The following is a 25,983-nucleotide window of genomic DNA, read 5'->3' as shown; positions in this document are numbered from 1 at the left end:
CTGCTATTCAGCCACATTCAATTACGTGAAATAAAAGGTCTGAAAGATAGAACATCTTACCTCTGTACCCTACGCCGACAACTGTACAGCAAAGCAGCAGAAAGTGAAAGTAATTTATGTAATTTAGTTTCAATGGTAGGAAAAAGAAAAAATATTCATAATTTTCATGCAGATAAAAAAATCCCCAGTACGAATACCGGGGAGTTATAAAGGTGACTAGCTAGCACTTCCTCAACTATCCAGTTAGTCAGCAGTCCGTTACAGAAGTTCCGCTGCTTTGAGAAAAAACTCAAAAAATTCTGCGAGTGACGGCAAAGTAAAAGTAACTTATTGTTACGCAATGGTTTTATAAAAATGGCACCTGTTCTGCCACACACCCACCGCAGAACGACCGTTTCACATCACACGTGCCGTGCCGCATCACGAGGGATGCCCTTATCCAGCGATGCAAAATCTCTACATCAGATCTGCCGACCGCCCAATAGAGCGCACTAGCTGGTTCACACGACGCCCAGATTGCGCTGCAACTCTCTCAATACCTGCTTGGTGCCGGGCCGGATCCCTCGCCATACGGTAAAGGCCTCAGCAGCCTGCTCGACCAGCATGCCCAATCCATCCATGGTATGGCGCGCGCCATGTTGTTTGGCCCAGCCGATGAAGGCTGTGTCCGTTGCGCCATACATCATGTCGTAGATCGCGATGTCCGGGTGGATGAGGGTTGGAGCCAAAGGTGGCAACTCACCTTGCAGACTGGCTGAGGTGGAATTGATGATGAGATCGAACGGCCCCACCAGCTGTTCATAGGATTGAGCCGTGATGCTGCCCAGATCCCTGAATTCCACAGCCAGCTGTTCCGCCTTGGCATGGGTACGGTTGACCACGACGATCTCGCCCGGTGCTTCCGCCAGCAGGGGGGCCAGGGCGCCACGAGCTGCGCCACCAGCCCCCAGAAGCAGGATCCTGCTACCGGCAAGGTTCACTCCGTGAGCCTTGAGATCGGCGACCAGCCCGGCGCCGTCGGTATTGTCACCCAGCAGCACGCCATCATCAGTCAGTTTGATGGTGTTGACCGCTCCCGCCCGCTTGGCCCTGGGGCTCAGCCGCTCCACCAGCACGAAGGCTTGCTCCTTGAAAGGTACGGTCACGTTGCACCCCTTCCCTCCTTCGGCGAAGAAGTGGTTCAGAGCGCTGGCAAACTCATCGACGGCCGGTTCTGCCAGACCATACTCCAGCTCTTGCTGGGTCTGCCTGGCAAACAGGGTATGAATGAAGGGAGATTTGCTGTGGCGCACGGGGTGGCCAAAAACCAGATAACGATCCATCAAGGCGTTCCTTTTGAGGGCAATATCCCGATTTAACGGGTTTTCTCATGAAGGAACAAGCCGAATATCGGCCAATAAGAAGAGGCCATCATGGCCCCTCTGGTCACAACCACTCGCGCGGTTTGAGGTAGTCGCTGTAGAGCAATGCCTCCGGGCTGCCAGACTCCGGCTGCCAGTCGTACTCCCAGCGCGCCAGCGGCGGCATCGACATCAGGATGGATTCGGTGCGCCCCCCCGTCTGCAGTCCGAACAGGGTCCCGCGGTCGTAGACCAGATTGAACTCCACGTAGCGGCCACGGCGATAAAGCTGGAATGCCCGTTCCCGCTCCCCATAAGCAAGCTCCTTACGTCGCTCGACAATCGGCAAGTAGGCCGCCAGGTAACCCTCACCCACTGCACGCATGAAGGCAAAGCAGTCGGCAAAGGGCCAGCGGTTCAGGTCATCGAAGAAAAGACCACCCACCCCGCGCGTCTCGCCCCGATGCTTGAGGAAGAAGTAACGATCGCACCAGGATTTGAACTCGGGATAAATGTCGGTGCCGAACGGCTGACAGAGCTCATGGGAGACCTGGTGCCAATGCCTCACGTCCTCTTCGAACGGATAGAAGGGCGTCAGGTCGAAGCCGCCACCAAACCACCAGATCGGCTCCTCCCCCTCTTTCTCGGCGATGAAGAACCGCACATTCGCATGGCTGGTCGGTACATAGGGATTATGCGGGTGGATCACCAGCGATACCCCCATGGCCTCAAACCTGCGGCCAGCCAGTTCGGGACGATGTGCGGTCGCGGATGCCGGCATGGCATCGCCATAGACATGGGAGAAGTTGACCCCACCTTGCTCGATCACCGCCCCCTGACGCAGCACCCGTGTAATACCGCCACCACCACCTTCGCGACTCCAGGCATCTTCCACAAAGCGCCCGCATCCATCGGCCTGCTCCAGGCCACGGCAGATATCATCCTGCAATTGCAGCAGGAAGGCTTTTACCTGGGCCACATCCGGTTTGCTCATTTTATCTCCTGTCAGACAGGCATCATGCATGCACTGCCTGCACTTCTCGTATTGTCATGACCTCATCGCACAACCTGCATGAAACAGGGCCGTGCCCAACTCAGGATGGGCGAATGATGGCCCCGGTGCGGGCGTCCTTGATTTCGGACGGGTTGGCTTGTCCCCCGACTTCGCCGGGCAGAATGTAAGCCAGCTGGCTTGCCAGCAGATCGCCAATGTCAGCCACCCGGCGAGCAGGTTCCTCACCGGTGAGATTGGCACTGGTGGACACCAGCGGTTTGCCAAATGCTCGGCAAAGCCCTTGCACCTGGGGATGGCCTGTGACCCGCACCGCCAGAGTATCGAACTGACCGGTCAACCAGGACGGTGTCGTCGCGCGAGCGGGCATGATCCAGGTGAAGGGACCAGGCCAGCTCGCCTGCACGCGAGCAAGCTGCTCATCGCTGAGCTGGCTCAGATCGATGTAGTCCTGCAATTGCGCCAGATCTGCCGCGATCAGGATCAATCCCTTCTCCACCGGCCGCTGCTTGATGGCCAGCAGCCGCTGCACGGCGGCTTCGGAATCAGGATCACACCCCAGACCAAACACGGCTTCGGTGGCATAGGCGATAACCCCTTCTCCTTGAAGGGCGGCAACCGCTTGTTCAAATTCATTTGGCATAAGCACATGCGACAGCCACGCTGCCGCCTCTCATCACTGGATTGTCTGTTGAACCGACATGACGGCATCGGGGCCATCACTGCTGCGATATGGGCTATATCCCTGCTCCTCTTCAGTCATGCATTTCGGCTCAGACGCTTGCGTGCATCAGTGAACCGAACAACCGCAGGGAGCTTGAGATGGCGATCAGGAGCAGGGCGACTTGGGCGATGCGCATCGGCTCACAACCTCACGCTGACCAGCAATCCGCCTGCCTGATCACGGGCGGCGAGATTATACCCGCTCAATCTGGTGGGAGCATTTCTTTTGCGGGCAGACCCAGCGCAGGTTTCCCCGCACCTTCTTCTCGACCATGATGCCCCAGCCACACTCGGGACAGGGTATGGGAACCGGCTTGTCATTCACCACATACTTGCAGTGAGGATAGGCGTCACACGAGTAGAACTGTTTGCCATAACGGGATGTGCGGCTCACCAGATGACCTTTGCCACACTCCGGGCAGAGGATTTGGGTATCGTCACTCTCCTGAAGGGATTCGATATGCTGACAGGCCGGGTACTGGGTACATCCCACAAACAGACCGTAACGACCCTTCTTGATGGCCAGTGGATGGCCACAATCCGGACAGGACGACCCCTCGAGCACTTTCTCTATGTCGCGGCCAGAGGGGGTGAGGGAGCGAATGTAATCGCAAGCGGGATAGGCTGAACAACCAAGGAAGGGACCGTGCTTGCCCTGGCGGATCACCAGTTCAGCACCACACTGCGGACACGGCTCGCGCTCGAAGGCATGTTCGTGGGCAGAGAAGAGGTGGTGATCGATCTTTGACATGGGCCGCGCCTTGAAATCCAGATGGCCTGAATTCTACCAGCGCGGCACCGGGCTGTCAGTGGATGACGCCGTCCGACTCGTCAAACACCAGCTCTTCCATCTGCTGGTAGGCGTTTTCGCTGCCTGGCACATTGAACAGCACCATCATGACGACCCACTTCAGATCGTCCAGCTCGATGTCCGGCTTGTCCAGCTCGAGCAACCGTTCGATGCAGATTTCACGGGTTTCGGCATTCAGCACTTGCGCCTGCTCCAGGAACAGCAGGAAACCGCGACATTCAGTACTGAGGCGAACAAGCTCCTGCGGCGCATAGATCCGCATAGAGCCCTGCTGGCTTGCGGTGACATAGACTTCCCGCTCGCTGTCGTGCAGGTTGGCCAGTCGCTCCAGCCAGTTGAGCGCTTTCTCGATCTCGTCCTTGTCGAAACCGGCCCGGCTCAGTTCGTCGGTGAGTTCATCCTGCTCGACCATCACATCTGCATCGCTGTGGATGTAGGTCTCGAAAAGGTACATCAATACATCAAACATGATTCGCCCTCCTCGCTCTGACGTATCCACCGGCTACCGCCATCACTGCACCAACCAGCTCCAGCTCTACCAACCTGCCCAGTACGACATCGACAGGAAGCCGGGCCCGTTCGGCAACGGTATCCACGCTCGTGGTCTCATAATCTACGTTATCCAACAAATCGGCATAAGGCAATTCGCTATTATGCTGCGCCTCGGAAGAACCGTTGGCGGGTCCGGGGGACAAGACCAGCCTTGGAAACTCTTCCAGGATATCGGCGGCATTCAAGACCAGCTTGGCACCCTGTTGAAGCAGACGGTTGCACCCTGCTGCCTGTGCATTTTGCGGAGCGCCGGGAACGGCAAAGACCTCGCGGCCCTGCTCCAGCGCATAACGGGCCGTGATGAGCGAACCACTCTGTTCTGCCGCTTCCACCACCAGTGTCCCCAGCGACAGGCCACTGATGATACGGTTGCGGCGAGGGAAGTGTTCAGCCAGGGGGCATTGCTGGGGCGCCAACTCGGAAACAAGCAGGCCTTCCTGCTCGAGGATTTGCATCGCCAACCCCTGATGACGCTTGGGGTAGAGACAATCCAGACCGGACCCGAGCACCGCCAGGGTGATTCCGCCCGATGCCAGCGCCTGCTGATGGCAGACGCCATCGATGCCCAACGCGAGGCCGGAGGTGATCGCCAGACCACAGCCCACCAACTCGGCACACAAACGTGTCGCATTGTCTTTGCCGGCATAGGTGGGGTGGCGGGTACCCACCATCGCCAACTGTGGCAGGGAGAGGGATGAGACGTTCCCGCGGCAGTAGAGCAAGAGCGGGGCGCCGGGGATCTCTTTGAGCAGGGCAGGATATGCGGGGTCATCGGGACAGAGGAGGTGATTGCCGGGCTCGGCGGCCCAGCTCAATCCCTGCTCCACGACAGGAAGAGGCCATCTCATCTGCTGAATCTGGACACTCTGCAGACCAAGAGCTCGCAGGGCGCCATCGTCTGAGTCAAACAGAGTTGTGATGTCACCACCCACATGAGCCAACAGGCGAGCGGCGGTGACCGGGCCTATGCCTGTAACGGCATCCAGCGTCAGCCATAGCGACAACCGCTCCAGTGGCAAGGACACGTCAGAAATTACTGACCTGATAACCAGATCCGACCAGATCCTGGCTCTGCAGGATAAGACCGTAACTCAATTTGTCGTAGACCTTGAACAGCATGACTCTGGCAACAGCCTCGGCAGGCAGCGATGACTTGCCGGCAGAATAGAACGCCTTGTCATAGACGGATGAATATTCCCGGTATGACACCTTGCCATTCTTGTCCACCATCTCGGCTCCCGGGCGCAGGATCTCGAGCACATCGCCCGGGGCCACCTGATCACGCTCCCCCTTGTTGATGAGTACCACATCAAACTTGCCCCCACCATGTACCTTGCTCGGCAGCTCGATCACATAGCCGGGGGAAATGGAAGGTGCCGCCTTTGGCATGAACACGGCAGAGATGCTCTCCTGCGACGGCAGCGGCATCACCTTGTCGCCCTGATACACCTCACGCCGGTTATGGGTCAGCGTCACTTTGGTGGTGTCGTGGGCAAGGTACTCCTCTGCCCGCACCGTGCCGACAAAAATTGCCTCCTGACCGAGCGACTCGCCGGTATGCTTGTCCTTGTATGCCACCCCCGGGCGATAGAGGCCATAACTCTGGCCCGGGTTCAGGGCTCCTTTCACATAGAGAATGTCGCCCTCCAGCATCCCGACATGCTTGTCATTGTTGCCGAGCACATAGGGCAGGTCCTTGCTCTGCTGGCTGTTGGCCAGAATGTGGTCGGTCTGCAGGAAGGGCGCTATCTCGCTCAGAGGCAGGGTCGGTATGGGATTGGCCTTGTTTTCATAGCGGTTCTTGGGTGAGAGACGGATGACCTGCTTGCCCCCCTGATTGGCTTTGCCGAGCCGAGGCTCACCATTGACCCAGCTCAGGTGCAGCACGTCACCGGGATAGATCCAGTGGGGATTGGCGATCTGCGGATTGATGTTCCAGAGGCGTGGCCAGAGCCAGGGTTCGGCCAGATACTGGCCCGAGATATCCCAGAGGGTGTCCCCTTTTTGCACCACATAAGTCTCGGGGTAACCGGATTTGAGCGTCAACTGCTGTGCCATGGCGCCACCGGCCAGGGCTGTCGCCAGGCAGGCGACGACGATTTGCTTCAGATACATAACACTCCCTGTTACTTCTGCACGCAAAGTGTTGCTGTTTTTTGTCGGCGTAAATGACTAGAATTACGTCAATATTGACTGCGTTTATATGAAACTAAAGAAAAAATTATGGCCATTCTAGATGTATTGCGTTTCCCCGATGAGCGTCTGCGCACAGTCGCGGCCCCTGTCGAAGCCTTTACACCCGAGTTACAACACATTGTAGATGATATGTTCGAAACCATGTACGCGGAGGAAGGCATCGGCCTGGCCGCGACCCAGGTCGACATTCATCAGCGCATCATCGTCATCGATGTCTCCGAGAACCGCGAAGAACAGCTGGTGTTGATCAACCCAGAGATCCTGGAGCAGTCCGGCAGCACCGGCATCGAAGAGGGCTGCCTCTCCGTGCCCGGCAACCGTGCTCTGGTTCCGCGCGCCGAGTGGGTCAAGGTCAGGGCGCAAGATCGTCACGGCAACACCTTCGAGCTGGAAGCGGACGATCTGCTCGCCATCTGCATACAACATGAGATGGATCATCTGGTCGGCAAGCTGTTTGTGGATTACTTGTCCCCGCTCAAGCGCCAGCGCATTCGTCAGAAGCTGGAAAAGATGGCCCGTGAAGATCGCAAAGTCCTCTGAGGATCCGCTCCATTGAACAAGCTGAAACTGATTTTTGCCGGTACCCCCGACTTCGCCGCCCGTCATCTGGCGGCGTTGTTGTCTTCCGGCCACGAGGTCGTCGCCGTTTATACCCAGCCGGACAAGCCCGCCGGTCGCGGCCAGAAGCTCACCGCCAGCCCGGTCAAGGAGCTGGCGCTGGCCCACGATCTGCCGGTCTATCAACCTGCCTCCCTGCGCAATGAAGCGGCGCAGGCCGAACTGGCTGCTCTGGGTGCCGATCTGATGGTCGTCGTGGCTTATGGCCTCATCCTCCCCAAGGCGGTGCTCGATACGCCGCGTCTGGGTTGCATCAACGTGCACGGATCCCTGCTGCCGCGCTGGCGCGGTGCCGCCCCGATTCAACGCTCCATCTGGGCAGGGGATGCCGAAACCGGCGTCACCATCATGCAGATGGACGTGGGGCTGGACACCGGCGCCATGATCCGCAAGGTAACCTGCCCCATCGCCAGTGATGAGACCTCTGCCAGCCTCTATGACAAGCTGGCCGGTCTGGGCCCGCAGGCACTGGTCGATACTCTGGACGCCATGGCTGCCGGCGACACCGCTGCCGAGCCCCAGGACGATGCGCTGGCCAACTACGCCGAGAAGCTCTCCAAGGAAGAGGCCCGCATCGACTGGTCGATGGACGCCGTTGCCATCGAACGCTGCATCCGTGCCTTCAACCCCTGGCCCATCAGCTGGTTTGAAGTCGCCGGCCAGACCGTCAAGGTGTGGCAGGCCGAGGTCGTCGCACAAGATCACGGCCAGGCAGTCGGCACCCTGCTCAAGGCCGACAAGCAGGGGATCGAGGTTGCCACCGGTCAGGGCGTGCTGCGCCTGCTGACCCTGCAACCTCCCGGCAAGAAGGCCATGTCCGTTTCGGATCTGCTCAACTCTCGCCGCGACTGGTTTGAACCTGGCACGCAACTGATTTGATCTGGATTGAATTGACACAAGCGGGGCCCTGGCCCCGACTTGTGCATCTAAGGTAACGCTATGAAAACACGCGCACAGGCTGCTCTCGTCATTCAACAGGTGCTGGATCAGGGTCAATCTCTCTCCGCCGTTCTGCCTGCTGCCCAGGAGAAGGTCGCCCCTCGCGATCGCGCCCTCCTGCAAGAACTCTGCTACGGCACCCTGCGCTGGCTGCCCCGTCTCGATGCGGCGGTCAGCGAGATGATGGACAAGCCGCTCAAGAACAAGAGCCGCATCTTCCACTACCTCATCCTGGTCGGCCTCTACCAGCTCATCTATACCCGCATTCCGGCTCACGCCGCCGTGGCCGAGACCGTCAACGCCGTCAAGCTGCTCAAGGGTTCTTCTCTGCGCGGCCTCATCAACGGCGTACTGCGCAACTTCCAGCGCAGCGCCGAAGTGATCCTGCTGCGCATCGACCGCGTTCCCAGCGTCCGCCTCGGCCACCCCGAATGGCTCACCAAGCGCCTGCGTCAGGCCTATCCCAATGACTGGGAGTTCATCATGGAGGCCAACAACCAGCGCCCGCCCATGTGGATCCGCAACAACAGCCAGCGCCAGAGCCGCGAGGCCATGCTGGCCCGCATGAGCGAGGCGGGCATCCCGGCCATGGCCGGTGTGGAAGGGGAAGATTGCATCCTGCTGGAGCGCCCCTGCGACGTGACCAAGCTGCCCGGATTCGAGCAGGGTGACTGCTCGGTGCAGGACGGTGCCGCCCAGCAGGCCGCCGCCCTGCTCGATACCCAGCCGGGCGAGTGGGTGCTGGACGCCTGCGCCGCCCCCGGCGGCAAAACCGCCCACCTGCTGGAACGCCAGCCGGCCCTTGCCGGCGTGGTTGCCGTCGACGCCGACGACAACCGCCTCAAGCGGGTGCAGGAGAACCTGGATCGTATCGGCCTTCAGGCCCAAGTGATCCACGGTGATGCAAGCACGCCGGATCTGTGGTGGCCACGGGGGCAGTTCGACCGCATCCTGCTGGATGCCCCCTGCTCCGCCACCGGCGTCATCCGTCGTCACCCCGACATCAAGTGGTTGCGCCGGGATCAGGACATCCGCGAACTGGCCGAGCTGCAACGCCGCATTCTCGACGCCCTCTGGGGCAAGCTGAAGCAGGGCGGCACCCTGCTCTACGCCACCTGCTCCGTGTTGCCGGAAGAGAACCGGGAGCAGATCCGCGCCTTCCTGGCCGATACCCCGGATGCCCGCCTGGTGCCGTTGCATGCAGAAGACACCCCGGCCTGTCCGGGTCGCCAGTTCCTGCCCGGCGAGGCGGAGATGGACGGCTTCTACTATGCCAAGCTCATCAAGCTGTAGGCCGAACCGGCGGATGGCAGGCCCGGTGACGGGCCGCCTCATTACGAAGCAACAACCTTGAGTAAGATGGCCTTATGAAAATCATCATTCTGGGCGCAGGTCAGGTGGGTGGCACCCTGGCCGAGAATCTCGCCGGCGAGAACAACGACATCACCATCGTCGACACCGACAGCGAGCGCCTGCGCGAACTGCAGGACAAATTCGACCTGCGGGTGGTGAATGGCCACGGCGCCCATCCCAGGGTGCTGCGCGAAGCCGGCGCCCAGGATGCCGACATGCTGGTCGCCGTCACCAACAGCGACGAGACCAACATGGTCGCCTGCCAGGTCGCCTACTCCCTGTTCAACACCCCGAACAAGGTGGCGCGCATTCGCTCCCCCGCCTATCTGGTGGAGCGGGATCGCCTGTTCCTGCCCGAATCCGTCCCCGTGGATCACCTGATCGCCCCCGAGCAGTTGGTGACCGACTATGTGCGTCGCCTGATCGAGTATCCGGGGGCGTTGCAGGTGGTGGATTTTGCCGACGGCAAGGTGGGCCTGGTGGCGGTCAAGGCCTATTACGGCGGCCCCCTGGTGGGCAATGCGCTCTCCACCCTGCGGGAACACATGCCCAACATCGAAACCCGGGTCGCCGCCATCTTCCGCCAGGGGCGCTCCATCCGCCCCCAGGGCACCACCATCATCGAAGCCGATGACGAGGTGTTCTTCGTAGCTGCGGCGGGCCATATCCGTGCCGTGATGTCTGAACTGCAACGCCTCGAGAGCCCCTACCGGCGCATCATGATCGTCGGCGGCGGCAACATAGGCGCCGGCCTCGCCCGCCAGCTAGAGAAGCGCTACAGCGTCAAGCTCATCGAGCGCAACCAGAAGCGGGCGGAGCAGCTCTCCGAGCATCTGGAACACACCATTGTCTTCTGCGGCGATGCGGCGGATCAGGAGCTGCTGGCGGAGGAGCACATCGACCAGATCGACGTCTTCATCGCGGTGACCAACGAGGATGAGGCCAACATCATGTCAGCCCTGCTCGCCAAAAAGATGGGGGCCAAGAAGACCATGGTGCTGATCCAGCGCGGCGCCTACGTGGACCTGGTACAGGGTGGCTCCATCGACATCGCCATCTCCCCCCAGCAGGCCACCATCTCGGCCCTGCTGACCCATGTGCGCCGTGCCGACATCGCCAACGTCTACAGCCTGCGCCGCGGGGCGGCCGAAGCCATCGAGGCGATCGCCCACGGGGACGAGAACACCTCCAAGGTGGTGGGCAAGACGGTGGGCGAGCTCAAGCTGCCCCCGGGCACCACCATAGGCGCAGTGGTGCGCGGTGATGAGGTGCTGATCGCCCACGATCGTACCCAGATACAGCAGGATGACCACGTGGTGATGTTCCTGGTGGACAAAAAGTACATCCCGGAAGTGGAGCGTCTGTTCCAGCCCAGTCCCTTCTTCCTGTAAGCCGGCCATGTCTCTGGCAACGGTATCCGGACCCGGCCCCTTTTCTCAGGAAAGGTCCGGGTCTTTTTTCAATCAACGACCAGGTTTTCTTGCATGATCAAGCTGCATCCCATCGTCTTCACGCTCGGGCTGGTGCTCTCCAAGCTGGCGCTCTTCATGTGGCTGCCCACCCTGCTGGCCCTGCTGACCGGTTCGGAAGGTTTCGTCGAATTTCTCAAGTCGGTCTTGATCACCCATGGTGCCGCTCTGCTCTGCCTCCATTACGGTCGCAAGGCAGAGTTTCACCTCGGCGTGCGGGAGATGTTCCTGCTCACCACCTCGGTCTGGGTGGTCGCCTGCGTCTTCGGGGCCCTGCCCTTCGTCTTCATCACCCATATCGACTTTGCCGACGCCTACTTCGAGACCATGTCGGGGGTCACCACCACGGGATCCACCGTGCTGTCGGGGCTCGACGGCATGGCCCACAGCATCCTGCTGTGGCGATCCATCCTACAGTGGCTGGGCGGAGTCGGCTTCATCGTGATGGCGGTGGCGGTACTGCCCTACCTCAACGTCGGGGGCATGAAGCTGTTCCAGACCGAGAGCTCCGATTGGTCCGACAAGAGCGCCCCCCGCGCCAAAACGGTGGCCAACAACATAGTGCTGGTCTATCTGGTACTCTCCATGCTCTGCTTCCTCGCCTACTGGGTGAGTGGCATGAACCTGTTCGAAGCGGTCAACCACGCCATGACGACCCTCAGCACCGGCGGCTACTCCACCTCGGACCAATCCATGTCCCACTTCTCCCACGCGGCGCACTGGATAGGCACCCTCTTCATGTTCCTCGGTGGCCTGCCCTTCCTGCTCTATGTGCAGGCTCTCTCCCGCCGTGACAACAGCCTGTTCAAGGATGCCCAGGTGCAGGGCTTCTTCTGGCTGATCGTCTGGGTGACCCTGGTCGTCACCTTCTATCTCTGGGTGAGAGACATCTACGGCTTCATGGATGCCTTGCGCATCAGCAGCTTCAATATCGTCTCCGTGCTCACCACCACGGGTTTCGGACTCGGCGACTTCGGCACCTGGGGCCCGCTCACCACCATTATCTTCATCATCCTGCTGGCACTCGGCGCCTGCTCCGGCTCCACCTCGGGCGGGCTCAAGATCTTCCGGGTCCAGGTGGCCTTCGCCCTGTTCAAGAAACAGATGCGCCAGCTGATGCACCCCTCCGCCGTGTTTCCCCAGAAGTACAACGGCCGTCCGGTCAACGACGCCATCATCCGCTCCCTGATCTCCTTCGTGCTGGTCTACTTCGCCATCATCCTGCTCATCGCCGCCCTGCTCGCCGCCATCGGGCTGGACCCCCTGACCGCCATCTCGGGCTCCATCACCGCCGTGGCCAACGTGGGCCCGGGCATGGGGCCTGTCATCGGTCCCAGCACCAACTTCGCCAGTCTGCCGGATGCGGCCAAGTGGATACTGTCGTTCGGCATGCTGCTGGGACGCCTCGAGATCCTGACGGTGGCGGTGCTCTTCTTCCCCTCCTTCTGGAAGCAATAAGCAGCCGTCCAGGCTGTTGCATGAAACGAAAAGGGCAGCCAATGGCTGCCCTTTTCGTTGTCCCGGCGAATGACGATTCCCCTCAGTCCGCCGACTCCTCCCGCTCCAACGCCCGGTCCACCAGCGCGTCCGGCAAGGGCTTGGTCACCTCGACCCCCAGCTCGCGAAAGCGCTCGGCCTGGGCGATCAGGTTGCCACGACCGTTGACCAGCCGGCCCATCGCCTTGTCGTAGCTCTCCTGCGCCTTGTGCAGGCTGCCCCCCATCTGCTGCATCTCCTCCACGAACAGCCGCAGCTTCTCGTAGAGGCGGCCGGCCCGCTCCGCTATCTGGCGCGAGTTCTGGTTCTGCCGCTCGTAGCGCCACAGGTTCTCTATGGTGCGCAGCGCCACCATCAGGTTGGTAGGGCTCACCAGCAGGATGTTGTGTTCCAGCCCGTAGCGCACCAGGGAAGGGTCTGCTTCCAGGGCAGCGAGGAAGGCAGGCTCCACCGCCACGAACATCAGCACATAGTCCAGGGTGCGCACCCCGGGCAACTGCTGGTAATCCTTGCGGCCCAGCTCGCGGATATGGTTGCGCACCGAGGCGACGTGCTCCTTGAGCGCCACCGCCTTCTCCAGATCGTCAGCGGCGTTGTACCAGCGCTCATAGGCGGTCAGCGACACCTTGGCGTCGATGATGATGTCCTTTTCCTGGGGCAGGTGGACGATGACGTCGGGCTGGTAGCGCTTGCCCTTGTTCACCTCGATGTTGACCTGGGTGTGGTACTCATGCCCCTCGCGCAGGCCGCACTCGGAGAGGATCCGCGCCAGCACCACCTCCCCCCAGTTGCCCTGCTGCTTGCTGTCGCCCTTGAGGGCCCGGGTCAGCGCCGCCGCCTCTTCGGTCATGCGGGCGTTGAGCTCGGCAAGGCGCTCCAGCTCGAACTTGAGGTTGTGGCGTTGGGCCGTCTCCTGGGCGTGGGTCTCTCCCACCTGGCGGCGAAAACCCTCGAGCTGCTCCTTGAGTGGAGTCAGCAGGAGATCCATGCTGTTCTGATTCAGTTCGCGGAAGTTTCCAGCATTTTGTTCAAAGATACGATTGGCGAGGTTCTCGAACTGCTGGCTGAGGCGCTGTTCAGCCTCTTGTTGCAGTTGCAGCTTCTCGGCGCTGGCGATGCGCTCGCTGCGCAGGGTCGCCTCGGCTTCCTTGAGACGGGCGGTGAGCTTGAGCAGCAGGGTCTGCTGCTGATCCAGCTTCTGCTGAGCCAGCATCTTCTCGTCCTGCAGCGCGTCCCAGCGATCCTGCAACCCCTGATGACGCTCCTCCAGCAGCAGCGCCTCTTCACGGCCGCTGCGTCGCCCCCACCACCAGCCGAACAGCAGCGCCAGCCCGCCAACCAGCATGGCAGGCCACCAGGTCAGCAGCGGGGTCATCGGCGCCCCCGCTGGCGCAGGAAGAGTTCGAGATAGCGGTTGAGCAGCAACCAGATCAGCACATAGAGCAGATAGGCCGCCAGCACCACCCACTTGTGGCTGTTGACCCCGGTATCCAGTTCACTGAACTCGATACCCTTGAGATGGCAGTAGGCCCACATCAGCAGGGGGAAGACATAGAGCAGAGAAGCACGCCACAGAAATAGCCACATGAGTTCATTCAATCCCGCAAAAAGACCCGCCTAGCTTACACAAGGGCAACCCGGCTTGCGATCCTGCCCGCCGCTATTCTCTGGCTTGCCGGCCCAAAACTGGATAAAATTAACCCCTAATAGGTATAGAGGTGGGCATGACGCATTTTTTCTGTCGCTGGCTGGCACACGCATGGGGGAGCCCCCGCAGACCCGAGGTGGTCTGCCATGAGGCACGCCCGCCCTGGGCCATCGACGAGTCCCAGTTCCTCACCCTCTGCACCCGTTGTGGCGACTGCTTCAAGGCGTGTCCCAACGGCCTCATCAAGCCCGCCGATCGCCCCGAATATGACGGCAGCCCCATCGCCGGTACCCCAGTGCTGGATCTCGCCTGTGGCCAGTGCAGCTATTGCGGCAGCTGCGCCAGAGCCTGCCCCACGGGCGCACTGGATCTCTGCCTCGGCCGCCAGGTGCAGACCCGGGTCAGGATAGAGGCGAGCTGCCAGGCCCGTCAGGGCTACTACTGCCTGCTGTGTGAAGATGCCTGCCCCCAGCAGGCGATCAAGGTCGGCAACGAGGGAGTAACCGTCAACATGGCCGCCTGCGATGGCTGCGGCGCTTGCGGCCTCGCCTGTCTGCACGGTGCCATCACCCTTGTGCCCCAGCTCTGATCGCTGGCAATGACAGAGGGGCCCGCAGGCCCCTCTGTCATTCACCGTGGCATCATGCCATGGTCAGAATATTATCCTGCTCTATGCCGAGAAGGTGGCACAGACGAGTGGGATCCCGCACCGCATCCGCTAAAGTGTACTCCCCCAGTACCTCGAGGAAGGCGTGCATGGCGCGGCGCAGAATGCCCTGGATGCGGCAGCCCCCGGAGAGACGGCAGTTTTCGCGCTTGCAGTCCACCGGGCAGAGCACGTGCTCCATGTCCATCACCACATCGCGCAGGTTGATGGAGACGGCGGCACGGCCGAGGCGGATGCCCCCATGCTTGCCACGCACCGTCTCGATGTAACCTTTGATGCCGAGCTGATGCACTATCTTGACCACGTGATTGCGGGAGATGGCGAAGGTGTCGGCCACTTCCGTGATGGTCGACAGGCGATCACCGGGCTGGATGGCCAGGAAGGTCAGGGTACGCAGGGCGTAGTCGGTAAATCGTGTCAGTTGCATGGTCGCACTTGCCTCTTACTACAAGCCAGAAATCAGGACGACAGCCGGTGGCCAAAGAGGGGGTCTGCACATGCGTGCGCACGGGATGGGCTTCTTCGACCGAGTCGTGAAGTCACAAGGGTAAGAGCAGCCCGGGCGGGTGTCGACGAAGATGTACATAAATCGACACTTTCTTTGATTGATCGCAAACTTGCCGCCTCAGCGAGGGGTTTTGGCGGTTTCCGTCGACAAACCCCCACCTCCTCTGCCATCGCCGGAGCCGTTGTCCGGCGAGTTCAGTGGGGCTGTTTCAGCCAGTTGCGCAGCGCCTGGGAGGGGATGGAGCTCTCGGAGGCCACCGCGAAGGCGCCCCAGTCCACGGCGCACTGCAACGCATCGGCCATGGCCATGCCCCGCGCAAGACCGTGGATGAGGCCGCCCGCGAAGGCATCCCCCGCCCCCGTGGTATCCACCACGGAGACCGGTCGCGCCGCCACCCTGACCTGCTCCTCCCCGTGAATGGCCACGGCGCCCGCCTTGCCCTCGGTCAGCACCAGCCATTCGAGCTGATCCCCCGCGAGCTGGCGGGCATGCTGCCAGGGGTCGCTCACCTCGCCGAGATCGGAGCGGGAGGCCACCAGCACGTGGCAAGGGCGGCGGGCCTGCCCCCCCTTGGGATATTGGGCCACCACGAAACTCTTGGCGAGCATCTGGCGCATGTAGCCCACGATGGCGGTGCCCGGATAGTTCACATAGAGGCAGTCCACCCCTTCGGTCGGCAGATCCCCCGGCAGATCCGGACGACGTGGGCGCCTGAGGATGGTGCGCTCACCGGTGGCGTCCACCAGCACCAGCAGCTCGCCGGTCTCGCCGCCAAAGCGTTCCACATGGCTGCAATCCAGGCCGTATGAGGCCGCCTGCTCCAGCAGCCAGTCACCGGTGTCGTCCAGCCCGACCCGGGAGGCGATGATCACCTCGTGCCCCGCCCACACCAGTCCGATGCCGGTATTGGCGGCGCCGCCGCCGAGTCTGCGCCCCTGATCCACGTATTGCAGCCGCGCCCCCGCCACCAGGGGTTCGGCCAGGGAGAGCACATGATCACAGTTGAGATTGGCGAGCAGCAGGATGCGGGACATGGAAACCTCGGCGGGAGGAGGCCGGCACCCCGGGGTGCCGGCACAGAAACGGAAGCGGGATCAGTAGACAGGCAGCTCCACCCCTGACAGCAGCTCGTCGATGCGCGCCTGGGTCGGCTGCTGCATCACGTTCTGGATCATCTCCTTGGTGAGATGGGGGGAGAAGGAGCTGATGAAGTCATACATGTAGTTCTGCAAGAGGATGCTCTTGCTGAAGCAGATCTGGGCCGGGCAAGGCTCGAACAGGTGCTCCAGATTGATGGCCACGAGGCTGGGGGCATCGCTATCGTTGGCAACCAGGGAGGAGATGATGCCGATGCCAAAGCCTAGCTCCACGTAGCGCTTGATGACGCCGGCATCCATCACCGTCATGTAGTAGTTGGGGGTGAGGCCGGCCGCCTGGAACACCTTGTCCTGCACCTGACGCCCGGTGGCGCCGCTCTCGTAGCTCAGGATGGGATACTGGCAGAGCTGCTCCAGGGTCGGCTTCTTCACCTTGGCCAGGGGGTGCTCCTGGGGCACCACCAGGGAGAGGGTCCAGAGGTAGGCGGGCAGCGCGATCAGCTCCTTGTCGAAGCCTATCTCGTGGGCCACGATGGAAAAATCCGAGTATCCCTTGCTGATCTGCTCCTTGGTGGCGGACATCACAGGATGCAGGTGGAACGAGATCTTGGGGTACTTTTTGGTGAAGTAGGTGACGCTTTTCGGCAGCAGGTAGCGGGCGATGGTGTGGGTGGTGTGGATGTTGAGGGTGCCCACGGTCGGATCCAGGTATTCCCGGGAGATGGCCTTGATCTTGCTCTCGATATTGAGCATGGCCTCGGCACACTTGATGATCTCCTCCCCCACCGGGGTGATCCGGTGCAGGTGCTTGCCGCGGCGCTCGAAGATGCGCACCCCCAGCTCGCTCTCCAGCAAGCCGATCTGCTTGCTCACCCCAGGCTGGCTGGTATAGAGCGCATCGGAGGCAACGGAGACGTTGAGATTGTGGTCCCGCACCGCGATCAGATACTTCAACTGCTGTAGTTTCAAGGTTGCCCCCTCACAGACTGACGCGGCGCTCGTCGATGGACTAGGCCGCCAAAAATGGCGGCCAGTGTATCATCCGGACTGGGCATATCGCCGCTTGATCCTTCATTTTGCTACAAAATCTAGCATCAGCGCGGTGGATATGACAAACGGGGTTCAGCGCACGTCGGCCCCGATCGGCAGGATGCCGAGGAACTGCAGCAGCCACTGCATCATGGTGGCGGAATCCACCTCCCCTTCCAGGGAAGAGAGACTGCTCTGGTAATGTGCATCGGGCAGCCTGTCCCGTCGCCGCTCGATCAGGGCCCGGTTGTACGCCACCGAGAATTCCGGGTGCCCCTGGATGGCGACGATGTGATCCCCCTGCAGGAACATGAAGTTGGGGCAGAAGTCGTTGCCCGCGAGCAGGGTCGCCCCCGGCGGAAGCTGCTCCACCTGATCCTGGTGGCTTGCCAGGATGCGGATGGTGTCCAGCCCCGGCGCCATCCAGGGTTTTGTCATCTGCATGGCATGGACAGACACCCCCAGCCCCCACCCCTTGGTGGACTTCATTACCTCCCCTCCCAGCGCCTGGGCGATCACCTGATGGCCGAAGCAGACCCCGGCCAGCTTGACGTTGGCATCGTGGGCCCGGCGGATCCAGTCGCGCAGCGCCAGGATCCAGGGGATGTCGCTGTAGGCATCGTGGCGCGAGCCGGTGATGAGCCAGGCATCGCATTCGGTCAGATCCGGGGGCAGATCGCCGTCGAGGGCGGACCAGACCCGAAATTCCAGCCCGGGGGCCAACGCCCGGAAACCCTTGATAAACATCTCGGAGTAAACGGGACCAAAATCCCCCACCAAATCGGGGTCCAGCCGGTCACAATCGAGAATACCCAGTCGCATCTGTTACTCCTTGACAGAAGCGCCCCCGCAGACCGGCGGCCTGCGGGGGCAAGAGATTAAAGCCATGGCAGCGAGCCGGTGGCTCACTTCATGGTCGGCATGGAGAACTCGGCGCCGGCGCGCAGGCTCTGGGGCCAGCGGGCGGTCACCGTCTTCATCCGGGTGTAGAAGCGCACCCCATCCGGCCCGTGCATGTTGAGCGGCCCGAAGATGGACCGTTTCCAGCCACCGAAGCTGTGAAACGCCATGGGCACCGGAATGGGAACGTTCACCCCTACCATACCGACCTGAACCCGCGTGGTGAAGTCCCTTGCGGTATCTCCGTCACCGGTGAAGATGGCGGTGCCATTGCCATACTCGTGTTCGTTGATGAGGCGCAGGGCCGTCTCGTAGTCCGGGGACCGCACGATGGCGAGCACGGGGCCGAAGATCTCCTCCCGGTAGATGCGCATCTCGGGGCCGACCCGATCGAACAGGCTGCCCCCGATGAAGTAGCCCTCGCCATGGCTCAGGCCCCGGCCATCCACCACCAGCTCGGCCCCCTCGGCCACTCCCTGATCCACGTAGCCGCGCACCTTGGCCAGGTGTTCCCGGCTGATGAGGGGCCCCATCTCGTTCTCCGGACTCTGACCGAGGCCGGGGCCGACCCGCAGGGCCGCCACCAGGGGAGAGAGCTTCGCCACCAGGGCATCGGCGGTCTCGTCACCCACCACCACGGCCACCGAGATCGCCATGCAACGCTCGCCCGCCGCGCCATAGGCGGCCCCCATCAGGGCGGAAACCGCCTGATCCAGATTGGCATCCGGCATGACCACCATGTGGTTCTTGGCGCCGCCCAGGGCCTGCACCCGCTTGCCGTGGGCCGAGGCGGTGGCATAGATGTACTGGGCGATGGGGGTGGAGCCGACAAACGACACGGCACCGACCCTCGGGTCGGTCAGCAGCACGTCCACCACCTCCTTGTCGCCGTTGACCACGTTGAGCACCCCGTCCGGCAGGCCCGCCTGCTTGAGCAGTTCGGCCATGCGCAGAGAGAGGGACGGATCCTTCTCCGAGGGCTTGAGGATGAAGGTGTTGCCGCAGGCCAGGGCCACCGGGAACATCCAGAGCGGCACCATGGCAGGGAAGTTGAACGGGGTGATGCCGGCGCAGACCCCCACCGGCTGCATCATGGAGTGACTGTCCACCCCGCGGCCCACGTTGAGAGAGTGCTCCCCCTTGAGCAGGTGGGGAATACCGCAGGCAAACTCCACCACCTCCAGCCCCCGGGTCAGCTCCCCCTGGGCGTCGGAGAAGACCTTGCCGTGCTCGCGGCTGATGAGCTGGGCCAGCTCGTCCCTGTGCTGCTCCATCAGCTCCTTGAAGCGGAACAGCACCCGGGCCCGCACCAGCGGCGGGGTCTGGGACCACTCCCCAAAGGCGCGCTCGGCGCAGGCAATCGCCTCGGCACACTCATCGGCCGTGCTGAGAACGACGGAGCCTTGCTGCTGGCCGGTGGCCGGATTGAAGATGGCACCGAAACGCTCGCTGCGACTCTCGGTCGTCTCGCCGTCGATGAAGTTGTCGATCCTGTAACTCATAAATCCTCCGTGATGGGTCATCCGTCCTCCCCTCGCCGCGCCGGGGCAGCACAGGGGGATGACGCCCGGGACGAGCGCCATCCTGTGTGATGTGGGGGTCAGTCCTGGGCCTGCAGGGCGTCCTGCAGCAGGGTGAAGAGATCGTCGATCTGGCTGCGCTCGATGATGAGGGGCGGCGACAGGGCGATGATGTCTCCCGTCACCCGGATCAGCGCCCCCTTCTCGAAGCAGCGCACGAACACCTCGTAGGCCCGCTTGCCCGGCGCATCGGGCATGGGTTTGAGCTCGATGCCCGCCACCAGGCCGTAGTTGCGCACGTCCTTCACGTGCTTGCAGCCCTTGAGGGAATGGGCCGCCTCCTCCCAGTAGCCCGCCAGCTCGGCCGCCCGGGTCAGCAGATTTTCGTTGCGATAGATCTCGAGGGTCGCCAAACCCGCCGCCGCGGCCACCGGGTGGCCGGAGTAGGTGTAGCCGTGGAACAGCTCGATGGCCCCCTTGCCCGCCGCCATCATGTCGTCATAGATATGGTTTTGCACCAGCACGGCCCCCATGGGGATGGCGCCGTTGGTGAGCCCCTTGGCGCAAGTGATCATATCGGGGATGACGTCGAACTCCTGGGCGGCGAAGGGGGAGCCGAGGCGGCCGAAACCGGTGATCACCTCGTCAAAAATCAGCAGGATGCCATGTTTGGTACAGATCTCCCGCAGCCGCTTGAGATAGCCCTTGGGGGGCATGATGACCCCGGTGCTGCCGGCGATGGGCTCGACGATGACCGCCGCGATGTTGCTGGCGTCGTGCAGGAAGACAATCTTCTCCAGTTCATCGGCCAGGGTGAGGTCTTCTGCTGGCAATCCCTTGGTGAACGCATTTTTCCCTATGTTGAGGGTGTGGGGCAGATGATCCACCCCGGTCAGCAGGGAGCCGAACCACTTGCGGTTGCCGGGAATGCCCCCCACCGAGATGCCGCCAAAACCCACCCCGTGGTAGCCGCGCTCGCGGCCGATGAGCCGGGTACGGGTCCCCTGGCCACGAGCCCGCTGCCAGGCCAGCGCAATCTTGAGCGCGGTGTCCACGGACTCCGATCCGGAGTTGGTATAGAAGACGTGACCGAATCCCTTGGGGGCGATCTCCACCAGCCGGTTGGCCAGCTCGAACGGCAGGGGGTGGCCCATCTGGAAGGTGGGGGCAAAATCGAGGTGGGAGATCTGCTGGGAGACCGCCTCGGCGATCTCGCGCCGACCATGGCCTGCGTTGCAACACCAGAGTCCGGCAGTGCCATCCAGTATCTTGCGGCCATCCTCTGAGTGATAATACATCCCCTCTGCCGACTTCAGGATGCGCGGCGCCGCCTTGAACTGCTGGTTGGCGGTGAACGGCATCCAGAATGCGGACATGTCGGGGGTATTGATGTCGCTGACAGGTTTCATGGTCACCTCATCCTTAAGGCGTTTAGTAACACCCGGCTCATGCCTATTAAATTAAACACCTGAATCCATAAAAAAGGGCTTTTATCGCCCGGCTTGGTGTCACCCCTCAGGGGTGGTATAAGATATTTAACACAATTTTAATAATAGTAAACAGTCAAGGAGTGTCTATCGATGGATATCGGTCACCGCCTCAAGGCGGTTCGCACCAAGGCGGCCCTCTCCCAGCGCGAGCTGGCAAAACGCTCCGGTGTGACCAACGGCTTTATCTCCCAGATCGAGAAAAATCAGGTGAGCCCCTCGGTGGCCTCCCTGCGCAAGGTGCTGGAAGGCATCCCCATGTCATTGGCCAGCTTCTTCACCGACGAGACGGAGATGGATTCCGAGGTGATCTTCCGTGCGGACGACATGCCGGATCTCGGCACCCACCCCATCAGCTACCGTCTGGTGGGTCACAGCCGCGCCAACCGCGCCATCGGCATGATGCAGGAGATACTGCCTCCGGGCGCCGACACCGGTGACGACATGCTGAGTCACGAAGGGGAAGAGTGCGGCATCGTCATCCGGGGTCAGGTGGAAGTCACGGTAGGCGAGCAGGTTCACCTGCTGGCACCGGGGGATGGCTACTACTTCGACAGCCGCACTCCCCACCGTTTTCGCAACGTGGGGGATCAGGAGTGCGTGCTGATCTCGGCCAACACGCCCGCCAGCTTCTGACGGGCCTTCTCCCGGAACAGCCCGCCGGGATCCGCCCCTGCCCGGCTCGGGGATCAGGCCCGCGACACGGGCTCCCGCCCCGCCGCACGGCCCCCGACACCACAAGCCAGGGCGCCCGGTTTGCCCCGCCGTTGGCCCGGGTTGTTCGGGGTCAGTGTTTAATGAATTGTTACAAGATGGATTTACAAGCGGCGGGATGTTTAGCATATTGATACGCGGAGACTGACTTTCTGCCGGTTCAAGGAGTGAACATGAGTGACCTGACCCTGGCCCAGTGGCAACACAAGGCCGCCCATCTGACCCTGCCCTCGCAAGCCTTTATCGACGGCACCTACCGGGATGCCGTCAACGGCGCCACCTTCGATTGCATCAATCCGGCCAACGGCCAACTGCTGACCAAGGTCGCCTCCTGCGACGCCGCCGATGCCGAGCTGGCGGTCAAGGCGGCCCGTGCCGCCTTCGACGACAAGCGCTGGTGCGGCCTCTCTCCCAAGCAGCGCAAGCTCATCATGCAGCGCTTCGCCGAGCTGATGCGCCTGAACCTGGTGGAGCTGGCACTGCTGGAGTCGCTGGATATGGGCAAGCCCATCGGCGACGCCATGGGGTATGACGCCCCCGCCGCCGCGAACTGCATCGCCTGGAACGCCGAGGCGATAGACAAGATCTACGATCAGGTCGCCCCGGTGGAAGAGTCCGCCCTGGCCCTGGTGACCCGCGAGCCCCTCGGTGTCGTGGCTGCCATCGTGCCCTGGAACTTCCCCCTGGTGATGGCCTGCTGGAAGCTGGGCCCGGCGCTCGCCACCGGCAACTCGGTGATCCTCAAACCCTCCGAGAAATCCCCCCTCACCGCCCTGCGCATCGCGGGTCTGGCGAAGGAGGCGGGCATCCCCGACGGCGTGTTCAACGTGCTGCCGGGCTTTGGTCACACCGTGGGCGAGGCGCTGGCCATGCACATGGACGTCGACTGCATCACCTTCACCGGCTCCACCAAGATCGGCAAGCACCTGGTGCAGTGCTCCGGGAAATCCAATCTGAAACGCGCCTTTATGGAGTGCGGCGGCAAGAGCCCCAACATCGTGCTGGCGGATGCACCGGATCTGGACGCCGCCGCCCGCAGCGCCGTCGGCGCCATCTTCTACAACCAGGGGGAAGTGTGCACCGCCGCCTCCCGCCTGCTGGTGCAAAACAGCATCAAGCCCCAGTTCATGGAGCGGCTGCTGGCCCACGCCCGCGAATGGATCTCGGCCAACCCGCTCGACCCCACCACCCGCATCGGCGCCATGGTGGACCACATCCAGATGGAGCAGGTGCTCAACTACATCGCCATCGGCCAGCAGGAGGGCGCCAAGCTGCTGCTGGGGGGCAAGCGCACCCAGCCCGAGGAGGGCGGCTACTACATCGAACCCACCATCTTTGACGACGTGACCCCGACGATGCGCATCTTCCGCGAGGAGATCTTCGGCCCCGTGCTGGCGGTGACCGGCTTCGACACCCTGGAAGAGGCCATCGCCCTTGGCAACGACACCGACTACGGCCTGGCGGCCGCCATCTGGACGGCGGATCTCAACCAGGCGGTGAAGGGGTCGCGCGCCCTGCGCGCCGGCACCGTCTTCGTCAACAACTGGGATGGCGGCGACATGACCATGCCGTTTGGCGGCTTCAAGCAGTCCGGCAACGGGCGCGACAAGTCCCTGCACGCCCTGGAGAAGTACACCGAGCTGAAAAGCACCTGGATCCAGCTCGAATAACGTCATAAATGACGCTTATCAACAAAACAGGGGGGAGAAATCCCCCTTTCTCATTTTTACTCTTTTATCCCCTCGCTCAATCGATATAATCGTCAAATAGCAAGCCATTAAATTTAAAGATAAAAATGCTGTTTTTTCTGGGAAGTGTACTGTTTCTGGTGGTGGGACTGCCGCTGTTGTTCTTCGTGCTGGGTCAGGGGGAAGCCTATGTCACCTGGGGCCCCTGGATCTCCGCCATCGCCCTCATGCTGTGGCTGCTGATGGACGTGGAGAAGATCCGCCGCGGGGGCGGTCGCTGAAGTCGCTCCTGCTGTTAAAATCCCGTCAGACCCATTTATTGTCTTCTTTCCCTGCAAAAGGATCGCTACACTGACTTTTTGCGATGTTTCCCGACATCCGCACTCCAGTGAAGGTTATCCGCATGCAACAACAGATCCAGCGCCAGGGCGTCCTCTATGCCCTCGGCGCCTACACCCTTTGGGGCCTGGCACCCATCTACTTCAAGTCCCTCTCCGCCGTGCCGGCCGCCGAGATCCTGACCCACCGCATGATCTGGTCCTGCGCTCTGCTGATGGTGCTGGTGCTGCTCGGACGCCAGTGGCACAAGGTGCAGGCGGTGCTGCGCCAGCCCAAGGTGCTGCTCACCCTGGCCTTCACCTCCGTCACCGTCGGCGGCAACTGGCTGCTGTTCATCTGGGCCATCAACAACGGCCACATGCTGGATGCGAGCCTGGGCTACTACATCAACCCCCTGTTCAACGTGCTGCTCGGCATGGTGTTTCTGAGCGAGAAGCTGCGCCGCCTGCAGTGGTGGGCGGTGGGGCTCGCCTTTGTCGGTGTCGCCGTCCAGCTCATCGCCTTCGGCTCCCTGCCCTGGATAGCCCTGGTGCTGGCCTCGAGCTTCGCCATCTACGGCCTCATTCGCAAGAAACTGGCCCTGGACGCCCTCACCGGCCTGCTCATCGAGACCCTGATCATGCTGCCGCCCGCCGCCTTCTATCTGTGGGGCATCGCCGACAGCCCCACCAGCCACCTCACCCAGAATGACTGGCACCTGAACCTGCTGCTCATCGCCGCGGGCGCCGTCACCACGGCCCCCCTGCTCTGCTTCACCGCAGCGGCCACCCGGCTCAAGCTCTCCACCCTGGGCTTCTTCCAGTACATAGGCCCCAGCCTGATGTTCATCCTGGCGGTGACCCTGTATGGCGAGGCGCTGGCGCTGGACAAGATGATCACCTTCGGCTGCATCTGGAGCGCCCTGGTGCTGTTCAGCCTGGATGGCCTGCGCAGCGGCAAGCGGCGCCAGGAGGCCGGCTGAGGCGCCGGCGCAATAATCTACAAGCCAAGGGGCCGCTTTCGGGGTATCAATAGGGGATGAACGCACCCCAATCCCGCATCCACTACTGGCAATCCCGGCTGCTGCCGGGGGTTGAACTCTCCCACTCCCACCACAGGGAGTTCAGCTATGGCCGCCACGTGCATCTGGACTACCACATCGGTCTGGTGCAGCGGGGCCGCCAGAAGTTCATCCACAAGGGGAACAGCCACCACCTGGTGCGCGGCGAACTCTCCACCGTCAACCCGGACGAAATGCACGACGGCCTCAGCCTGCTGCCGGAAGGGTACGAGGTACGGGTCTTCTCCATCGCCCCCGAGCAGCTGGCCCGCTGGCTGCCGGAACACCCCGAGCCCTTTTTCCACCAGGGATTGCAGAGCCGCCCCGACCTCTACCAGGGCTTTGCCCGACTGCACATGCACCTGGACGGCCCTGCCCCCGACGGCCTGCTGGCGGAGAGCCAGTTGCTGGCCCTGCTGGGCGAACTGTTCCGGCTCGCCCCCGAGCGCCACGCCCTGGCGGATCCCCAGCTCAGGTTCCTGCGCGACCATCTGCTGGCCCGGCTGGACGAGCGCCACACCCTGGAGGACCTGGCCGCCCTGTTCGGGCTGGATCGCTTCGCCTTCCTCCGTCAGTTCAAGAAGAAGACCGGCATGACCCCCTATGCCTGGCTCAAGCGGCTGCGCCTCGAACAGGGCAAGCGCCTGCTCGGCAGCGGTCTGCCGGTGAGCGAGGTGGCACTGGCGGTGGGCTTCTTCGATCAGAGCCACTTCCACCACGGTTTTCGTCAGGCCTTCGGGCTCACCCCGGCGGAGTATCGCCAGCAGATGCTGCCCGCCTGAATCGTCGCCGCTGCAATCTTTTACAATCTCCCGTCCCCCGTCCTGCCCCATGCTG

General features: G+C 62.1%; 26 protein-coding genes. 11 read left to right on the top strand and 15 right to left on the bottom strand.

Features of this window, described 5'->3' with window-relative positions; genetic code table 11:
- Positions 1-500: 500 nt before the first annotated feature.
- From aroE to ACPW74_RS20865, 7 genes are all read right to left on the bottom strand, one after another.
- Complete coding sequence (aroE, locus tag ACPW74_RS20895; protein ID WP_041214090.1) at positions 501-1,322, bottom strand: shikimate dehydrogenase; 822 nt, start codon at positions 1,320-1,322, stop codon at positions 501-503.
- Between the two features lie 103 nt (positions 1,323-1,425).
- Complete coding sequence (gene hemF, locus ACPW74_RS20890; RefSeq protein WP_279980950.1) at positions 1,426-2,334, bottom strand: oxygen-dependent coproporphyrinogen oxidase; 909 nt, start codon at positions 2,332-2,334, stop codon at positions 1,426-1,428.
- Positions 2,335-2,434: 100 nt separating this feature from the next.
- A complete protein-coding gene (locus tag ACPW74_RS20885; protein ID WP_010672514.1) occupies positions 2,435-2,995 on the bottom strand; it encodes a Sua5/YciO/YrdC/YwlC family protein in 561 nt (186 codons plus the stop codon).
- A 273-nt stretch (positions 2,996-3,268) separates the two neighbouring features.
- Positions 3,269-3,826: a DNA topoisomerase family protein gene (locus ACPW74_RS20880; protein WP_080769941.1), complete on the bottom strand. Its 558-nt coding sequence runs from the start codon at positions 3,824-3,826 to the stop codon at positions 3,269-3,271.
- A 55-nt stretch (positions 3,827-3,881) separates the two neighbouring features.
- Positions 3,882-4,355, bottom strand: a complete 474-nt coding sequence (locus ACPW74_RS20875; protein WP_010672510.1) for a DUF494 family protein — start codon at positions 4,353-4,355, stop codon at positions 3,882-3,884.
- Positions 4,348-5,463, bottom strand: coding sequence for a DNA-processing protein DprA (gene dprA / locus ACPW74_RS20870; RefSeq protein ID WP_279980949.1), 1,116 nt, complete (start codon positions 5,461-5,463; stop codon positions 4,348-4,350). The genes ACPW74_RS20875 and dprA overlap by 8 nt, the downstream gene beginning before the upstream one ends.
- A gap of 1 nt (position 5,464) precedes the next feature.
- The gene (locus ACPW74_RS20865; RefSeq protein ID WP_039039523.1) at positions 5,465-6,553 is read right to left on the bottom strand and encodes a LysM peptidoglycan-binding domain-containing protein; all 1,089 of its coding nucleotides are present in this window, start codon (positions 6,551-6,553) and stop codon (positions 5,465-5,467) included.
- A 108-nt stretch (positions 6,554-6,661) separates the two neighbouring features.
- Here ACPW74_RS20865 and def point away from each other — a divergent pair, with 108 nt between their 5' ends.
- The 5 genes from def to ACPW74_RS20840 all read left to right on the top strand — a co-directional run bounded on the left by def (position 6,662) and on the right by ACPW74_RS20840 (position 12,471).
- A complete protein-coding gene (def, locus tag ACPW74_RS20860; protein ID WP_010672507.1) occupies positions 6,662-7,174 on the top strand; it encodes a peptide deformylase in 513 nt (170 codons plus the stop codon).
- 12 nt (positions 7,175-7,186) lie between these two features.
- Positions 7,187-8,131 (top strand): methionyl-tRNA formyltransferase, encoded by a 945-nt coding sequence (fmt, locus tag ACPW74_RS20855; RefSeq protein ID WP_104452041.1) that lies wholly within the window; start codon positions 7,187-7,189, stop codon positions 8,129-8,131.
- Positions 8,132-8,191: 60 nt separating this feature from the next.
- Positions 8,192-9,484 carry a 16S rRNA (cytosine(967)-C(5))-methyltransferase RsmB gene (gene rsmB / locus ACPW74_RS20850; protein WP_279980948.1) on the top strand — a complete coding sequence of 431 codons (1,293 nt, stop codon included), beginning with the start codon at positions 8,192-8,194 and terminating at the stop codon, positions 9,482-9,484.
- 74 nt (positions 9,485-9,558) lie between these two features.
- The gene (trkA, locus tag ACPW74_RS20845) at positions 9,559-10,935 is read left to right on the top strand and encodes a Trk system potassium transporter TrkA (protein ID WP_010672504.1); all 1,377 of its coding nucleotides are present in this window, start codon (positions 9,559-9,561) and stop codon (positions 10,933-10,935) included.
- A gap of 93 nt (positions 10,936-11,028) precedes the next feature.
- A complete protein-coding gene (locus tag ACPW74_RS20840) occupies positions 11,029-12,471 on the top strand; it encodes a TrkH family potassium uptake protein (protein ID WP_010672503.1) in 1,443 nt (480 codons plus the stop codon).
- Between the two features lie 82 nt (positions 12,472-12,553).
- Here ACPW74_RS20840 and rmuC read toward each other — a convergent pair whose 3' ends face one another.
- On the bottom strand, positions 12,554-13,885 hold the full coding sequence (gene rmuC, locus ACPW74_RS20835; protein ID WP_104452043.1) for a DNA recombination protein RmuC: 1,332 nt from the start codon (positions 13,883-13,885) through the stop codon (positions 12,554-12,556).
- Complete coding sequence (locus tag ACPW74_RS20830) at positions 13,882-14,097, bottom strand: hypothetical protein (RefSeq protein WP_010672501.1); 216 nt, start codon at positions 14,095-14,097, stop codon at positions 13,882-13,884. The genes rmuC and ACPW74_RS20830 overlap by 4 nt, the downstream gene beginning before the upstream one ends.
- A gap of 137 nt (positions 14,098-14,234) precedes the next feature.
- Between ACPW74_RS20830 and ACPW74_RS20825 the strand changes: the two genes are divergently transcribed.
- Positions 14,235-14,747 (top strand): ferredoxin-type protein NapF, encoded by a 513-nt coding sequence (locus tag ACPW74_RS20825; protein WP_041214095.1) that lies wholly within the window; start codon positions 14,235-14,237, stop codon positions 14,745-14,747.
- A 52-nt stretch (positions 14,748-14,799) separates the two neighbouring features.
- Here ACPW74_RS20825 and ACPW74_RS20820 read toward each other — a convergent pair whose 3' ends face one another.
- From ACPW74_RS20820 to ACPW74_RS20795, 6 genes are all read right to left on the bottom strand, one after another.
- On the bottom strand, positions 14,800-15,252 hold the full coding sequence (locus ACPW74_RS20820; protein WP_010672499.1) for an Rrf2 family transcriptional regulator: 453 nt from the start codon (positions 15,250-15,252) through the stop codon (positions 14,800-14,802).
- A 275-nt stretch (positions 15,253-15,527) separates the two neighbouring features.
- Positions 15,528-16,367: a PfkB family carbohydrate kinase gene (locus ACPW74_RS20815; RefSeq protein ID WP_010672498.1), complete on the bottom strand. Its 840-nt coding sequence runs from the start codon at positions 16,365-16,367 to the stop codon at positions 15,528-15,530.
- A gap of 60 nt (positions 16,368-16,427) precedes the next feature.
- A complete protein-coding gene (locus tag ACPW74_RS20810) occupies positions 16,428-17,399 on the bottom strand; it encodes a LysR substrate-binding domain-containing protein (RefSeq protein ID WP_210538367.1) in 972 nt (323 codons plus the stop codon).
- A gap of 153 nt (positions 17,400-17,552) precedes the next feature.
- Positions 17,553-18,281, bottom strand: coding sequence for a glutamine amidotransferase-related protein (locus ACPW74_RS20805; RefSeq protein ID WP_279980947.1), 729 nt, complete (start codon positions 18,279-18,281; stop codon positions 17,553-17,555).
- Between the two features lie 83 nt (positions 18,282-18,364).
- Positions 18,365-19,861, bottom strand: a complete 1,497-nt coding sequence (locus tag ACPW74_RS20800; RefSeq protein WP_041212151.1) for a CoA-acylating methylmalonate-semialdehyde dehydrogenase — start codon at positions 19,859-19,861, stop codon at positions 18,365-18,367.
- A 98-nt stretch (positions 19,862-19,959) separates the two neighbouring features.
- Entirely contained in the window at positions 19,960-21,288 is a 1,329-nt protein-coding gene (locus ACPW74_RS20795) for an aspartate aminotransferase family protein (protein ID WP_279980946.1), read from the bottom strand.
- 171 nt (positions 21,289-21,459) lie between these two features.
- On the opposite strand from ACPW74_RS20795, the gene ACPW74_RS20790 reads away from it, so the two are divergent.
- The 5 genes from ACPW74_RS20790 to ACPW74_RS20770 all read left to right on the top strand — a co-directional run bounded on the left by ACPW74_RS20790 (position 21,460) and on the right by ACPW74_RS20770 (position 25,928).
- Positions 21,460-22,002, top strand: a complete 543-nt coding sequence (locus ACPW74_RS20790; protein WP_010672493.1) for a cupin domain-containing protein — start codon at positions 21,460-21,462, stop codon at positions 22,000-22,002.
- A 251-nt stretch (positions 22,003-22,253) separates the two neighbouring features.
- Positions 22,254-23,750: an aldehyde dehydrogenase gene (locus ACPW74_RS20785; RefSeq protein WP_041212149.1), complete on the top strand. Its 1,497-nt coding sequence runs from the start codon at positions 22,254-22,256 to the stop codon at positions 23,748-23,750.
- 125 nt (positions 23,751-23,875) lie between these two features.
- Positions 23,876-24,049, top strand: a complete 174-nt coding sequence (locus ACPW74_RS20780; protein WP_010672491.1) for a hypothetical protein — start codon at positions 23,876-23,878, stop codon at positions 24,047-24,049.
- Between the two features lie 122 nt (positions 24,050-24,171).
- The gene (rarD, locus tag ACPW74_RS20775) at positions 24,172-25,068 is read left to right on the top strand and encodes an EamA family transporter RarD (protein ID WP_010672490.1); all 897 of its coding nucleotides are present in this window, start codon (positions 24,172-24,174) and stop codon (positions 25,066-25,068) included.
- 56 nt (positions 25,069-25,124) lie between these two features.
- Positions 25,125-25,928: an AraC family transcriptional regulator gene (locus tag ACPW74_RS20770; protein ID WP_279980945.1), complete on the top strand. Its 804-nt coding sequence runs from the start codon at positions 25,125-25,127 to the stop codon at positions 25,926-25,928.
- The last annotated feature ends 55 nt before the right edge of the window (positions 25,929-25,983 follow it).

The sequence above is a fragment of the Aeromonas sp. INTO2 genome, assembly GCF_049860605.1.
In the GTDB taxonomy this organism is placed as follows: Bacteria; Pseudomonadota; Gammaproteobacteria; order Enterobacterales; family Aeromonadaceae; genus Aeromonas; species Aeromonas caviae.
The sequence above is the reverse complement of the archived record's forward strand: the minus strand, read 5'-3'. Positions and strand labels throughout refer to the sequence as shown.

Coding starts and splice junctions, on each gene's coding strand:
- aroE (WP_041214090.1), bottom strand. CDS start 1,322: ATGGATCGTTATCTGGTTTTTGGCCACCCCGTGCGCCACAGCAAATCT.
- hemF (WP_279980950.1), bottom strand. CDS start 2,334: ATGAGCAAACCGGATGTGGCCCAGGTAAAAGCCTTCCTGCTGCAATTG.
- ACPW74_RS20885 (WP_010672514.1), bottom strand. CDS start 2,995: ATGCCAAATGAATTTGAACAAGCGGTTGCCGCCCTTCAAGGAGAAGGG.
- ACPW74_RS20880 (WP_080769941.1), bottom strand. CDS start 3,826: ATGTCAAAGATCGATCACCACCTCTTCTCTGCCCACGAACATGCCTTC.
- ACPW74_RS20875 (WP_010672510.1), bottom strand. CDS start 4,355: ATGTTTGATGTATTGATGTACCTTTTCGAGACCTACATCCACAGCGAT.
- ACPW74_RS20865 (WP_039039523.1), bottom strand. CDS start 6,553: ATGTATCTGAAGCAAATCGTCGTCGCCTGCCTGGCGACAGCCCTGGCC.
- def (WP_010672507.1), top strand. CDS start 6,662: ATGGCCATTCTAGATGTATTGCGTTTCCCCGATGAGCGTCTGCGCACA.
- rsmB (WP_279980948.1), top strand. CDS start 8,192: ATGAAAACACGCGCACAGGCTGCTCTCGTCATTCAACAGGTGCTGGAT.
- trkA (WP_010672504.1), top strand. CDS start 9,559: ATGAAAATCATCATTCTGGGCGCAGGTCAGGTGGGTGGCACCCTGGCC.
- ACPW74_RS20840 (WP_010672503.1), top strand. CDS start 11,029: ATGATCAAGCTGCATCCCATCGTCTTCACGCTCGGGCTGGTGCTCTCC.
- rmuC (WP_104452043.1), bottom strand. CDS start 13,885: ATGACCCCGCTGCTGACCTGGTGGCCTGCCATGCTGGTTGGCGGGCTG.
- ACPW74_RS20830 (WP_010672501.1), bottom strand. CDS start 14,097: ATGTGGCTATTTCTGTGGCGTGCTTCTCTGCTCTATGTCTTCCCCCTG.
- ACPW74_RS20825 (WP_041214095.1), top strand. CDS start 14,235: ATGACGCATTTTTTCTGTCGCTGGCTGGCACACGCATGGGGGAGCCCC.
- ACPW74_RS20820 (WP_010672499.1), bottom strand. CDS start 15,252: ATGCAACTGACACGATTTACCGACTACGCCCTGCGTACCCTGACCTTC.
- ACPW74_RS20815 (WP_010672498.1), bottom strand. CDS start 16,367: ATGTCCCGCATCCTGCTGCTCGCCAATCTCAACTGTGATCATGTGCTC.
- ACPW74_RS20805 (WP_279980947.1), bottom strand. CDS start 18,281: ATGCGACTGGGTATTCTCGATTGTGACCGGCTGGACCCCGATTTGGTG.
- ACPW74_RS20800 (WP_041212151.1), bottom strand. CDS start 19,861: ATGAGTTACAGGATCGACAACTTCATCGACGGCGAGACGACCGAGAGT.
- ACPW74_RS20795 (WP_279980946.1), bottom strand. CDS start 21,288: ATGAAACCTGTCAGCGACATCAATACCCCCGACATGTCCGCATTCTGG.
- ACPW74_RS20790 (WP_010672493.1), top strand. CDS start 21,460: ATGGATATCGGTCACCGCCTCAAGGCGGTTCGCACCAAGGCGGCCCTC.
- ACPW74_RS20785 (WP_041212149.1), top strand. CDS start 22,254: ATGAGTGACCTGACCCTGGCCCAGTGGCAACACAAGGCCGCCCATCTG.
- ACPW74_RS20780 (WP_010672491.1), top strand. CDS start 23,876: ATGCTGTTTTTTCTGGGAAGTGTACTGTTTCTGGTGGTGGGACTGCCG.
- rarD (WP_010672490.1), top strand. CDS start 24,172: ATGCAACAACAGATCCAGCGCCAGGGCGTCCTCTATGCCCTCGGCGCC.
- ACPW74_RS20770 (WP_279980945.1), top strand. CDS start 25,125: ATGAACGCACCCCAATCCCGCATCCACTACTGGCAATCCCGGCTGCTG.